General features: G+C 72.7%; 12 protein-coding genes. 3 read left to right on the top strand and 9 right to left on the bottom strand.

The features are described 5' to 3' along the window. Window positions 1-6: 6 nt before the first annotated feature. The 3 genes from ACWCXB_RS01450 to ACWCXB_RS01440 all read right to left on the bottom strand — a co-directional run bounded on the left by ACWCXB_RS01450 (window position 7) and on the right by ACWCXB_RS01440 (window position 3,963). Window positions 7-1,044 (bottom strand): AAA family ATPase, encoded by a 1,038-nt coding sequence (locus ACWCXB_RS01450; protein ID WP_450717758.1) that lies wholly within the window; start codon window positions 1,042-1,044, stop codon window positions 7-9. Between the two features lie 169 nt (window positions 1,045-1,213). Then, window positions 1,214-3,292, bottom strand: a complete 2,079-nt coding sequence (locus tag ACWCXB_RS01445) for a VMAP-C domain-containing protein (RefSeq protein ID WP_450717756.1) — start codon at window positions 3,290-3,292, stop codon at window positions 1,214-1,216. A gap of 56 nt (window positions 3,293-3,348) precedes the next feature. Next, the gene (locus tag ACWCXB_RS01440; protein ID WP_450717754.1) at window positions 3,349-3,963 is read right to left on the bottom strand and encodes a CU044_2847 family protein; all 615 of its coding nucleotides are present in this window, start codon (window positions 3,961-3,963) and stop codon (window positions 3,349-3,351) included. A gap of 136 nt (window positions 3,964-4,099) precedes the next feature. Here ACWCXB_RS01440 and ACWCXB_RS01435 point away from each other — a divergent pair, with 136 nt between their 5' ends. Continuing rightward, complete coding sequence (locus ACWCXB_RS01435) at window positions 4,100-4,282, top strand: DUF6104 family protein (protein ID WP_005312030.1); 183 nt, start codon at window positions 4,100-4,102, stop codon at window positions 4,280-4,282. A gap of 87 nt (window positions 4,283-4,369) precedes the next feature. Here ACWCXB_RS01435 and ACWCXB_RS01430 read toward each other — a convergent pair whose 3' ends face one another. Then, entirely contained in the window at window positions 4,370-5,185 is an 816-nt protein-coding gene (locus ACWCXB_RS01430; RefSeq protein WP_450717752.1) for a hypothetical protein, read from the bottom strand. Window positions 5,186-5,343: 158 nt separating this feature from the next. Between ACWCXB_RS01430 and ACWCXB_RS01425 the strand changes: the two genes are divergently transcribed. Together ACWCXB_RS01425 and ACWCXB_RS01420 are read left to right on the top strand one after the other, a co-directional pair. Then, window positions 5,344-6,213: a DUF4097 family beta strand repeat-containing protein gene (locus ACWCXB_RS01425; protein WP_450717750.1), complete on the top strand. Its 870-nt coding sequence runs from the start codon at window positions 5,344-5,346 to the stop codon at window positions 6,211-6,213. Between the two features lies 1 nt (window position 6,214). Beyond that, window positions 6,215-7,183, top strand: coding sequence for a helix-turn-helix transcriptional regulator (locus ACWCXB_RS01420; protein ID WP_450717748.1), 969 nt, complete (start codon window positions 6,215-6,217; stop codon window positions 7,181-7,183). A gap of 355 nt (window positions 7,184-7,538) precedes the next feature. Here the strand turns inward: ACWCXB_RS01420 and ACWCXB_RS01415 are convergent, their stop codons facing one another. From ACWCXB_RS01415 to ACWCXB_RS01395, 5 genes are all read right to left on the bottom strand, one after another. After that, on the bottom strand, window positions 7,539-8,087 hold the full coding sequence (locus tag ACWCXB_RS01415) for a Clp protease N-terminal domain-containing protein (protein WP_450717746.1): 549 nt from the start codon (window positions 8,085-8,087) through the stop codon (window positions 7,539-7,541). Beyond that, window positions 8,087-8,296, bottom strand: coding sequence for a helix-turn-helix domain-containing protein (locus ACWCXB_RS01410; RefSeq protein WP_018571396.1), 210 nt, complete (start codon window positions 8,294-8,296; stop codon window positions 8,087-8,089). Before ACWCXB_RS01410 ends, ACWCXB_RS01415 begins: the two co-directional genes overlap by 1 nt. Window positions 8,297-8,328: 32 nt before the next feature. Further along, on the bottom strand, window positions 8,329-9,672 hold the full coding sequence (locus tag ACWCXB_RS01405) for a cellulase family glycosylhydrolase (RefSeq protein WP_450717744.1): 1,344 nt from the start codon (window positions 9,670-9,672) through the stop codon (window positions 8,329-8,331). Window positions 9,673-9,734: 62 nt separating this feature from the next. Beyond that, window positions 9,735-10,700 carry a zinc-binding dehydrogenase gene (locus tag ACWCXB_RS01400; protein WP_450717742.1) on the bottom strand — a complete coding sequence of 322 codons (966 nt, stop codon included), beginning with the start codon at window positions 10,698-10,700 and terminating at the stop codon, window positions 9,735-9,737. A gap of 463 nt (window positions 10,701-11,163) precedes the next feature. Beyond that, a complete protein-coding gene (locus tag ACWCXB_RS01395; RefSeq protein WP_450717740.1) occupies window positions 11,164-12,390 on the bottom strand; it encodes an NAD(P)-dependent malic enzyme in 1,227 nt (408 codons plus the stop codon). Between the last annotated feature and the right edge of the window lie 359 nt (window positions 12,391-12,749).

Here is a 12,749-nt window from a genome sequence, read left to right as displayed (position 1 = left end):
AGCACATCACCTCGGCCGGTCGAGTCGCTGGATGAGCAGTTCGGCGAGGCGGTCCCGGCCGGCGGGCGCGGCGGCGTCGGTGAGGTAGATCGCGTTCAGCAGCTGGTCGGTGGCGAGGAGTTCACTGCGTGACCGCTCCAGGAAGTGGGCGATGAGATCCTCGCCCGAGCGTGCCGCCTCGGCGCCGAGATGCGCGCGTACGAAGGTGGCGAGCCGCTGGTGGTCGGGGCGGCCCAGCTCCAGATGGATGCACCGGCGCATCAGGGGCGCAGGGAAGTCGCGTTCCCCGTTGCTGGTGAGGACGACGAACGGGAAGGCGCGGCACTGCACCCGGCCGCCCCTCACCGTCGCCTTGGCGCCGTCGTGGGTGAGGACCCGGGCCTCGCCGCCGGGCAGCCGGTCGGCGATCCGCTCCAGCTCGGGGATCTCGAACTCCCCCTCCTCCAGGACGTTGAGCAGGTCGTTCGGCAGGTCGATGTCGCTCTTGTCCAGCTCGTCGATGAGCAGCACCCGGGGCCGGTCCGACGGCAGCAGCGCAGTGCCCAGCGGGCCCAGCCGGATGTAGCTGCCGATGTCGTCGGCGGGCCGCTCACCGGACACCTCCGCGCTGTGCGCGGCGATCTGCACGTCCTGCAGCCGGGCGATCGCGTCGTAGCGGTACAGCCCGTCCTGGAGGGTGGTGCGGCTGACGACGGGCCAGCGCAGCACGCGGCCGAGCCCCAGCTCGTGCGCGACGGAGTGGGCGAGGGTGCTCTTGCCCGCGCCCGGGCTGCCGGTGACCAGGAGCGGGCGCCGCAGATAGAGCGCCGCGTTGATCATTTCGAGCTCTTCGGCGCCCGGCCGGTGCAGTTCGGCCTCGTGGCGGTAGCCGCCGAGGCGCCGGTCGGCGGAGCCGTCCTGGCCCTCGCCGGGCTCGCCGCCGGCGGTGGCGGCGTCGTGCCGGCCCGCGAAGTCCCGCCAGGGAGGCGGCGGCGGCAGTTGCTCGATGCCGTCGTGAGGTTCGCCTGCGCCTCGGTAGATGAGCCACTCGCTGGGTTCGCTCATTGCGTGTTCCTCGTCGTCGCTCGCGTCTCTGGCGTCTCTGACGTCACTGGCGTCACTGGCATGACTCGGGTCACTGGCGTCACTCGTCCGCAGGGGGCAGCGGCAGCCGATCGTGCTTCACGGTAGCGAGCCGTTGTACGGACCGTAAGGGGAGGACCGGACCGGCCGTTCACGGTGCCTCCAGCAGCAGCCCGGCGCCGGGCAGGGGATGGTGTGGATCTTGGTAGAACAGGACGATCCCGTCCGACCAGAACGTCTCCGTGCGCCCCCCGAGCACCCCGCGTCTCAGTTCGTGCACCCTCCCGGGCAGTTGGCCTGCGGTCCCGGCCTCGGTGAGCGTGTCGGCGGCCCGCCGGTGGAACTCCATGCAGACCCCGTCGGACCGGTCGACGTCCGTACCCCGCCGCCACAGGGCGACACCGAAGCCACCGTCGAGCACGCGCACGAGCCCTGCCGTGGACTCCGGGTCCGGCGGCGCGCCGAACCGGCAGAGCACCGGCACCGTTTCGTGCGCCAGCGCGCGCAGCTCCGCCACCTCGGGGACGGGTACCCGCAATCCGTCCTCGCAATCGACGACCGCGGCCCGCATCACGGCACTGCTCGTACGGTTCCAGCGCGCAAAGCGCTCCGCCGCCGCGGCGTCCGTCGGCGGCGGTTCGAGGTCGGAGCAGCGCACGACCACAGGGCGTACGGCCCCGAGCGGTGGCCCGTCCGGCGGTACGCGCCAGTTGTCGACGTCGAGTCCGAGCAGCGCCCGCGCCACCGCGACCTGCAGCACCGCGGGACTGCCGGGCTCGTCGCACCGGCGGAACGCCTCGGTGAGGGGTGCGGCGATCCTGGCCGGAAGGGCGTCGAGCGCCGTGCCGTTGCTGTCCTCGGCGACGGGCAGGACGTCCCCGGTGTGGCGGGCGACGCCGATCCGCCAGTCGTAGCGGTCCCGTTCCCAGCCGCGCGGCTCCAGCTCCAGCAGCACGAACGGGCGTTCACCCTCCCGGGCGGGATCGTCCGCGGGCTCCGGCGCGGGGGTGCGGTGGTGCTCGTGGTCCGCGCGATGGGTGTGCCACCGGAGCGCGAGCTCGTTGCGGAACTCCCGGGAGAGGCGGTCGTCGGCGACCCGCTTCACCCATTCCCAGAGGGACTTCTCGGCGGTCAGGGCGGAGGGTGCGGCAAAGGGCCGCTCGGCGGCGATGACGCCCATGCAGTAGCGCAGGATCAGCTCCAGTGCGCCGTCCCCGCTCGTGGCCTCGTACAGCGCGCCGAGTCCGTCGCGCCAGCCGCGCGGGGCCGGCCCGTGGTCACCGGGCCGGCTCCCGGGCAGCCCGGACAGCAGACCGAGGAGGCTGTGGGTGCTGACCGGCGGCGGGAATTCGGCGAGCCGCCCGAGGAGGTCGATGCGCTGCTGCGGATTGAGCGCCCGCCAGGCGGACCCGGGACGCAGTTCGCTCTGCACGTCGGCCCAGGTCCGGTCGGTGCCGACGGGGCTGGTGTGCCGGTCCGCGTGGTAGCGGTCGTGGGCGTGGAAGACGGCCTGGTAGACGTCGTCCGTCTCGGCCGTGACCGCTCCCGTGGGCACGGGCAGCGAGCGGAGCCGCTCGACCCCGATGGAGGTGCCGCCCTTGCCGCTGTCGAGCCGTGACTTGAGTACGCCCACGACCTCGCCGCGCGCCAGATCGACCGCGGGCCCACCGGAGACACCCGGCACCAGCCAGTCCCCGTCGAGCCGGATCTGCTCGTCGGCGTCGGCCCAGCCGCCGAACGTGCCCATCACCTCGCACCGCCCGGTGAGCCGCTTCGGCCGCCCGTCGGCGACGGTCCACCCGGCGTAGAGGACATTGCCCCCGGCGAACAGGGCGCCGGGCCGCTCGCTGACGTAGACGCAGGCGTGCTCGACGGGCCTCAGCAGCTGGATGAGCGCGAGATCGGGGGCCGGCCAGCCGCCGGCCCGCACGCCGTGGGAGTCGTACGAGCCGTACGAGCCGTACGGATCTCCGGGCGTCGCGGCCTGGCGGCTCTCGGGCAGGGCGGCGACGACGGTGCCGCGGACCGAGGTCTCGCCACGGCCGGGCGCGCTCTCGAAGACGATGTCCACCTCGCGCCCCTCCCCCTGCATCGCGACGTGCGCGCACGTGAGGACCCAGCTCGGGGCGACGAAGAAGCCACTCCCGAGGAACCCTCCGCCCGATCCGGCAGGAGCATGCCCCGGCTCCGTCCCGTGGATACGTACGGTCGCGGCCATCACGAGGTTCATGAGGGCACGACGCGTCCGCTCCGGAACGCCCCCTGCGCCCCCGTCCCGCCCTTCGTTCATGATCCGCCGCCGCCGGACGGCGTGGAGCCGCCCGGGTGCACCGGTGCGCCGGGGGTGCCGGGGGAGCCGGATGGACCGGGTGCACCCGGCGTACCGGGTGCCGTCCAGCCGCCCGTGGCCGTGACAGGGGGCGCGGGTGGCATCGGCGGGGCGGGCGGGGTCGCCGTCTGCGGAGGCACGGACGGCGCGTGCGGGCTGTCGACGGGCGGTCCGCCGCCGGTCCACGTGAGCGTGACCTTGATGGCGCCCTTGGCCTCACCGTCCGCGAGCAGCCCGACCACCTTGCCCGCCTTGGCGGTGAGCTCGATCCCGAACTCCACGCTCACCTCGTCGGGCCGCACCGCGCGCAACGGCTCGGCGAGCGACCGCGCGACGCCGGTCACCACCCCCTGCAGGCTCTCGACCCTGGCCTGCACCTGCTCCGCGAACCCGGTGTCGCTGTACGACAGCCCTCCGGGCGCGCCGCCGGGTGCGTCACCCGGTCCGCCGGGCGGTCCACCGGACGTGGGCCGTCGCGGCTGCTCCAGCTCCTCGGCACCGGAGATCCGGGCCCAGACCGGTGTGCCGTCCGGCAGCACAATGCGCGTGATGCGAGCCTCGCTGTCCCCCATGGCATCCCCCGTTCCCCCAACTCCCCGCAGATTAACCCCAGTACGGGGCCGATGTGGGCGTCACCGGGCAGGACGCCCGGGAGGGGCCGCCGGTTCGGGCCGGGGCGTGTCCGGCGGGGACATTAGGCTGTTTCCCATGTACTTCACCGACCGTGGCATCGAGGAACTGGAGAAGCGGCGCGGCGAGGAGGAGGTCACCTTCGAGTGGCTCGCCGAGCAGCTGCGCACGTTCGTCGATCTCAATCCCGACTTCGAGGTCCCCGTCGAGCGGCTGGCCACCTGGCTGGCGCGGCTCGACGACGAGGACGACGAGGAGTAGAGGCGGCGGCCACCGCGGCCCCGCCGAGCGCCCGGCCCCACGGCCGCACCGGTCGCCACGGCCGCACCGGTCGCGACGGCCACGCGGTCACGGCGCGCCGGGGCGCGTACGCAGACGGTCGTAGGCCAGGCCGAGGACGCCGTGGGCCAGCAGGATCACGCCTGCCGTCGTCCAGCCCGGGCTGCGGCGGGTGAGGCCCCAGGCCGCGAGGGGGAGGCCGGCGGCGAGCTGGACCGCGGACAGTGCACGGGCGGTCGGGCCGACGAGGTACGGGCCCAGGGGGCCGGCCTCGACGGCGTCGAGCTCGGCCCGGACCGTATCGCGCCAGCCGTGCCACTCCACGGACTCGGCGCCGGGGAGGACATGGGCGACCGCGCGGAGCCGGTCGGCGGGTTCACCGGGTGTGAGGCCCGCGGGCAGGGCGAGGCCGGTGCCGGCCAGGACCGCGACAAGACCGCGCAGCCGGGCGCGGGCGTCCGCGTCGGAGTCGGGGCGGGTGAGTGGCTCCAGGGCCTGTACGTCCAGGACGGGGTCGAGGTGGAGCCGCGCCGCGAACGTCCGCATCGCCTCGTCCTCGCCGGCCGGGGTGCCGTCCGCCAGCCAGATGTAGTCGACCGTGCGGCGGAAGCCGGCGGCGAGGGTGTAGCCGGCCCGGTCGGCGTCCCACCACAGGGCCAGGACCGGCCAGTTCGTACCGACCGCGAGAGCCGTGGCCCAGCCGGTGAGCACCCGGTCGACGGGCTCGGCGCCGGTCAGCCAGGGCTTGCCCTCCGGGACGAGCACGCTCCAGCCGTGGCCGGCCGGGGCGAGGACCAGCTGCTCGCGCAGGAGATGGGCCGAGGGCCGCACGGCGGCGGGCTCGGCCCGGCAGAGGAGCAGAGCACCCACGGATGTCGCGTCCATGCGCCATACGCTAGGGCACTTTGCCCCTGTTTGACGCCCATGGCATCGGCTTGCGTCCCGCCGACGGGAACACATCTTGACTTCCCGGGGTCGCGATATATCGTATCCACCAGGAGACGCGATATGTTGCGTCCAGGCCGGCCCGGGAGGTCAGCACCATGCCAGACTCGACGTGGACAGTCACCGAGCCCCAGAAGCTCACCTTCGACGAGCCCGTCACATCGGTGAACGTGCGCATCGTCAACGGGACGGTGAACGTCGTGGGTACCGACGAGAGTTCCGCCCGGCTGGAGATCTCCGCGATCGAGGGCCCGCCGCTCGTCGTGCAGCGGACCGGGTCCACCCTCTCCGTCGCGTACGAGGACCTGCCCTGGAAGGGATTCCTCAAATTCCTGGACCGCAAGGGCTGGCACCGCAGCGCGGTGGTGTCCCTCGCCGTCCCCGCCGACGCGGCGGTGGAGGTCGGCGTCATCGGCGCCGGCGCCGTCGTCTCCGGGATCCGCGGGCGTACGGAGGTGCGCGGCGTCAGCGGCGACACCACCCTCGTCGGGCTGTCAGGCACGGTCCGGGCCGAGAGCGTGTCCGGCAGCCTGGAGGCCCAGGCGGTCACCGGCGACCTGCGCTTCAGCTCCGTGTCCGGCGATCTGACGGTGATCGACGGTGCGGGTTCGTCCGTACGGGCGGACTCGGTCAGCGGCGCCATGGTGATCGACCTCGACGGGACCCCGACGGACATCCGGCTCACCAACGTCTCCGGTGAGGTCGCCATTCGACTGCCGCACCCGGCGGACGCACGCGTCGAGGCGAACACCGCGAGCGGGTCCGTCTCCAACGCCTTCGACGACCTGCGGGTCAGCGGGCAGTGGGGCGCGAAGAAGATCACCGGCACGCTGGGCACGGGCAACGGCACGCTGCGGGCCACGACCGTGTCCGGCTCCATCGCGCTGCTGCGGCGCCCGCCCGAGGAGGACGAACCGTACGAGGACGTGCCCGCCGCCGGCGACGCACCCACCGGAAAGGTGCTCTGACATGCCGCCCGTCTTCGCCCATGGCCGCCTGCGCCTGTATCTGCTGAAGCTCCTCGACGAGGCGCCGCGCCACGGCTACGAGGTGATCCGCCTGCTGGAGGAGCGCTTCCAGGGGCTGTACGCGCCGTCCGCCGGCACCGTGTATCCGCGACTGGCCAAGCTGGAGGCCGAGGGCCTCGTCACGCACGCTACCGAGGGCGGTCGCAAGGTGTACTCGATCACCGACGCCGGGCGGGAGGAGCTCGCCGGGCGCAGCGGTGAACTGGCCGACCTGGAGCTCGAGATCCGCGAGTCCGTCTCGGAGCTGGCCGCGGAGATCCGTGACGACGTGCGGGGCGCGGCGGGGAAGCTGCGCAGCGAGATGCGGGAGGCGGCGTCGGCGAACCGGCGCGGCGGCGTGGGCGGCGCGGGCGGCCACGCGGGCACCGGCCCGGGCCTCGACGACGGCGAGACCTGGCGCGCGGCGAAGGAGGAGCTGCGGCGGGCCAAGCAGGAGTGGAAGGAGCAGGCGCGCCGGGCGAAGGACGAGTCCCGGCGGGCCCGGGAGGACGCACAGGCCGCGCGGCGCCAGGCCAAGGAGGCGCAGGAGCGGGCCCGCGAGGAGGTCCAGCGCATCGCCCGCCAGGTCCAGGACCAGGTGCAGGGCCACTTCGCTCGGGGCGACTGGCCCACGGGAGTACGGGAAGGGCTCTCGGAACTCACGTCCCAGCTCGGGAACATGGCGCGGGGCACGGCGTGGCCGCCGTACGTCAAGCCGGAGCCGGCGGACGCGGACCCCGACTGGGCGAAGGACGCGACGGGGTCGGGTGACCCGGCGCGCGACCTGGAGCGCCTGCTGGACCGCTTCCGCGACGACATCCGCGACGCGGCCCGCGACCACGGCGTGACTCCGGCGCAACTGGGAGAGGCACGCCGCCACCTGTCCACGGCGGCGGCGCACATCGCAGCGCTGCTGCGCGGCGGGGGCTGACGCCCCCGCACCCCCACGGTCCCGGCCGCGATTGCGCGCCCGGGACCGTGGCGTTCGCGCCCTCGCCGTGGCGGGGGTACGGGGTTGCCCGGTGCCGTGGCGGCGGCCGGGATGTCCGTCGTGTGCACCCGGTACCGCCGGGTGGGCCGGGGTGTCCGTCCTCAAACGCCGGACGGGCTGGGTGGTCGGGGGTGCCCGGTGCCTGGCGGTTGCCGTCCGGGTCCGCTCCGGGGCTCGCCCCGGTGGGTCGCGAACCAGCTTGTGGGCAGTCGTTCCGCAGGGCGAGCGAAGCGAGATGGGGGTCCCCCAGGCGAAGCTCTGGGCCGCAGGCGGACACTCACCCCGCGCAACGGCCTCACCCCGAAGGGAACATCGCATGTTCCAGCGTCGTGTACGTCGCGCCGTGGTCCGCGAGGATCTCCGCCACGATCCCCGGCCCCGCCGCCAGGGCGAGCAGGATGTGCTCGTCGCCGATGGTCCGGTCCCGTCGGCCCACGGCGATCCGCAGCGACTTCCCCAGCGCGTCCTTCGCCTCGCGCGAGAACCCGCGGCGCCCCGACCACCACCCCTTGTCCTTGCGGTCACCGGCCAGCGCACCCGCGCCGTGCGTCTCCTCGACCCGCGCGACGATCTCCGCGACGTCGATCCCGAGCCCGGCCAGCGCGTCCGTGTCCGCCTTCGAGAGCCCGCCCCGCCGTCGCGCGTCCGCCAGCGCCGATTCCACCGACGCGCGCCGGTCCGCGACCCCGAGCGACCGGAAGGCGAACGACGCCTTCGTGCCCTCCTGGTCCAGGAGCGCCAGCAGCATGTGCTCCGCGGTGACGGAGGCCGCGCCCGCCTGTTCCGCGTGGGCGACCGCGCTCGTCACCACCGCGCGGGCGCCCTGTGTGAACCGTTCGAACATCACTGCCTCCCGTACTTCTTGTGCACGGCCTGCCTGCTGACGCCCAGCTCGGCCGCGATCTCCTGCCACGACCAGCCCTGGTTGCGGGCACTTCTGACCTGGACGGCCTCGAGCTGTTCCAACAGCCGCCGCAGCGCGGCGACGGCCCGCAGCCCGACCCGCGGGTCACGGTCACCCGCCCGCTCGGCGAGATCGGTTGCTTCGGTCATGACGTCAACCTACGTTGACACCATGGGAGACGTCAACCCCGGTTGACAGTCACGGTCACCCTCGCACCCGGCCGGGCGTACACGCGATCACCCCGCAGCGAACCGCCGGACACCGCGACCCGCCACCCCGCCTCAGCCGGCGGCAGCGAGAGCTCGGTGACGTGCCCGCGCGCGTCGTACGAGAGCCGATACACCCCCTCCACCGGATCCCATGCCTCCGTACGCACCAGGCCCGCGACCGCCCGCGCGTACGGCGCCGCGGTCTGCTCCTTGTTCGTACGGAAGCGGCCGTCACCGTCCACCGCGCAGTACCCGCCGCCGTAGCACCACACATAGCCCGCCCACCCCGAGCTGTAGCGCGCCAGCGAGGCGAGCGCGTCACGGTAGAAACGGCCCATGTTCGGCATGGAGTTGTTGAGCGGGCCCCACTCCCCCACGACCACCGGGACCCGGTAGGTCTTCGGATAGCCGGTGACCGCGGCCTCGTACGACTCGATCCAGCCCGCGGCGGGGTCGTAGTCCGCACCCGCCTCCATCGCGGTGTTGTAGAAGTGCGGGGCGTAGACGACCTTCGGGTCCTTGATCTTCCCGAGCCCGGTCGGGACGCCCTCGCCGACGATCGGCGTCGGCTCGACGAAGACCCAGTTGTCGCGGTCGACCGAACGGACCGCGTCCGCGAGGCGGTTGTACATCGCGGTGAGCTGGTCGCGCTCGATACGGCGCGCGGCAGCCGGCAGGTCCTCGCCCTCGCGCAGCTCGCCCATCGGCTCGTTGATCAGGTCATAACCGAGGACCGCCGGATGATCCTCGAAGCGATCGGCCAGGACGCGCCACATGCGTGTCTGGGCGCGCTGGAGATCGGGATCCTCGTACAGGTGCGTGAAGGCCCGCTGCACGGCGGGCTCGAAGTACTCGGCGAACCAGTCGTCCGGATGCGGCGTGAACGGGAGGCCGTCGGTGCGGGTGGCCCAGGCAGGGATGCCGCGATGCCCGAAGGCCGGGCCGAAGACGTCCTGGTGAGCGTCGATCAGAACCTGGATGTCGTACTTCCCGGCCCAGTCCAGTACGCGTTCGATCTTGCGCAGGTACGACTCGCTGAAGCGGCCGCGCACGGGCTCCAGATCGTCCCAGAAGACCAGCAGCCGGGCGAAGTCGAAGCCCTGGGCGCGCATGTCACGGAAGTGCCGCTCGGTGATCGCGGACAGGGCCTGTTCGCCACGGCGGGTCTTGTCCTCGACGTTCCAGCCGCGCAGGGTGAGGACCCGCCCGCGGTCGTCGGTCAGCCGGGGTATGTCCACCGGTCGGTGGTCCGCATGAGCGGGGGTGGCCGCGGCCAGGACGAAGGAACAGGCGAGGACGGCGAGAAGGCGGCGCATGGATGACCTCCGGCACGACGAGGGACAGTGCCGGAGATCCCATCAGCGCATCTGACGACCCATCAAGAGTTCGTCAGGACAATCTTCCCGAACAGCTCACCGGACGCCATCTTCTCGAAGCCCTCCCGCGCCCGGTCCAGCGGCAGCACCTCGTCGATCACCGGCCGTACGCCCGTCGCCGCGCAGAAGGCGAGCAGGTCCTCCAGCTCGTCCTTCGTCCCCATCGTCGAGCCGACGACCTTCAGCTCCAGGAAGAAGATCCTGGTCAGCTCGGCGTGCGAGGGGCGGTCGCCGCTCGTCGCGCCGGAGATCACCAGTGTGCCGCCGGGTCGCAGCGACTTGATCGAGTGCGACCAGGTGGCCGCGCCGACGGTCTCGATGACCGCGTCCACGCGCTGCGGCAGCCGCGCGCCCGGCTCGAAGGCGTCGATCGCGCCCAGCTCGACCGCCCGCTTGCGCTTGGCCTCGTCGCGGCTGGTGGCGTACACCCGCAGCCCCGCCGCCTTGCCGAGAACGATCGCGGCGGTCGCGACGCCACCTCCCGCGCCCTGGACGAGGACCGAATCGCCGGGGCGCACCCCGGCGTTGGTGAAGAGCATCCGGTACGCGGTCAGCCACGCGGTCGGCAGGCAGGCGGCCTCCTCGAAGGACAGCTCCTTCGGCTTCGGAAGGACGTTCCACACCGGAACGGCGACCTGCTCGGCGAAGGTGCCCTGGTACTTCTCCGTGAGGATGGAGCGGGTCTCGCGCGGCCCGACGCCGTAACCCGTCTGGCCGATGACCGAATGGAGCACCACCTCGTTGCCGTCCGCGTCGATGCCCGCGGCGTCGCAGCCGAGGATCATCGGGAGCTTGTCCTCGGACAGGCCCACCCCGCGCAGCGACCACAGGTCGTGGTGGTTGAGGGAGGCGGCCTTGACGTTGACGACCGTCCAGCCTGGGGGCGCCTCCGGTGCCGGGCGTTCACCCAGCTCGAGTCCGGTGAGCGGCTGGTCGCGGTCGATGCGTGCGGCGTAGGCGGCGAACATGACCTTGACGATAGGCCGGGCCACGGCCCGACGGAACCGCGCACGAGTGTGACGCACACCCTCTTGCGCCCCGGGCCCACCCGTTCTGCGCTGCGGAACGACTGCCCACAAACCACCGGCGATCCGCGACCCACCGGCGCGAGCCAGAGCCGGTGACCGTGATGGGGGACGCGCAGGGGTCGTGTTCCGGACGTAAAAGCGCCCGCAACTCGCGCGAAGCGCGGTGACCACGCGGCGGAGCCGCATATCGGATGCAGCGCAGTCCAGGACACAAGCCCCGGAGCGGACCCGGACGGCACCCGCCAGGTACCGGGCACCCCCGACCACCCAGCCCGTCCGGGGGTCCCCCCACGGCACCGGGCACCCCATACCCCCTGGGGCGGGGCCCAAATGCCACGGTCCCGGGCGCCACAGGGCGTCCGGGACCGTGGGGGCCCGGGGGCGTCAGCCCCCGGGAAAAGCGTCAGCGGCGAGCAACGCCCTCCGCCCGCGCCGCCGCGGCCACCGCCGCCGTCACCGCCGGAGCGACCCGCTCGTCGAACGGCGACGGGATCACGTAGTCCGCGGCGAGCTCGTCGCCCACCACGTCCGCCAGCGCGTTCGCCGCCGCGATCTTCATGCCCTCCGTGATCCGGGACGCCCGCACCTGCAGCGCGCCCGCGAAGATGCCCGGGAAGGCGAGCACGTTGTTGATCTGGTTCGGGTAGTCGCTGCGCCCGGTCGCGACGACCGAGGCGTACTTGTGCGCGACGTCCGGGTGGACCTCCGGGTTCGGGTTGGCCATCGCGAAGACGAAGGCGCCCGGCGCCATCGAGGCGACCGCCGGCTCCGGGACCGTACCGCCGGAGACACCGATGAAGACGTCGGCGCCGGCCAGCGCGGTCTCCAGCGAGCCGGACAGACCCGCCCGGTTCGTGATCTCGGCGAGCTCCCGCTTGACCGGAGTGAGGTCCTCGCGGTCGCGGCTGACGATGCCCTTGCGGTCGGCGACCGCGACATCCCCGAGCCCGGCTTCCAGCAGGAACTTCGCGATGGCGACACCGGCCGCGCCGGCGCCCGAGATGACCGCGCGCAGGTCGCCCAGACCCCGCCCGGTCAGCTTCGCCGCGTTGCGCAGGGCCGCGAGCGTCACGACGGCCGTGCCGTGCTGGTCGTCGTGGAAGACCGGAATGTCGAGCCGCTCCTGCAGCTTCCGCTCGATCTCGAAGCACCGCGGCGCCGAGATGTCCTCCAGGTTCACACCGCCGAAGGACGGCGCGAGCCGCACGACGGTCTCCACGATCTCGTCCGCGTCCTTGGTCGCGAGCGCGATCGGCACCGCGTCCACGCCGCCGAACTGCTTGAACAGGATCGCCTTGCCCTCCATCACGGGGAGCGAGGCCTCCGGCCCGATGTCACCGAGGCCGAGCACGGCCGTACCGTCCGTGACCACGGCCACGACCTGCGATTTCCAGGTGTAGTCGTGCACGAGCTCCGGCTGCTCGGCGATGGCGGTGCACACCTTGGCGACGCCCGGTGTGTACGCGAGGGACAGGTCGTCCTTGTCCCGCACCGGCACCGTGGCCTGGACGGCCATCTTGCCGCCGCGGTGCAGGGCGAAGGCCGGATCGAAGGGTTCGCCGGACTCTCCGGTGACGCTCTCCGCTTCCGTACCGCTCCCGCTGTGGGGATTGACGATCTCGGCTGCCATGTGATGGACCCCTTAAGTCTGCATCAGTTGAGGGTGGCCGCTCCTGGTTGAGGAGGGGTGGGTGGGCACCGCGTCCGTGCCCTGAGCCCGGTCGGTTGGCCCGCCGGTCAGGGGGAGGTACGTACGCGCGGGCGCGCCGCACAACGCGCCCTGGTCCCCGGATGAGGGGTGTAAGGATCCTTCATACCTGACGGAAGGTACCGCCGACGAGTCGATATCAGCACAGTTGCCGGGCCATGAATGATCAGTGGATGCGCCGTGACGGGCGGTGAAGCGGCTCATGGCCGAATATGGGGACAAGTCCGCAAGGGCACAGCAATGCATACGTTTGCGAAACGAAACCCGTCCGCATGCCGAGA

The sequence above is a fragment of the Streptomyces sp. NPDC001514 genome, assembly GCF_053597075.1.
The sequence above is the reverse complement of the archived record's forward strand: the minus strand, read 5'-3'. Positions and strand labels throughout refer to the sequence as shown.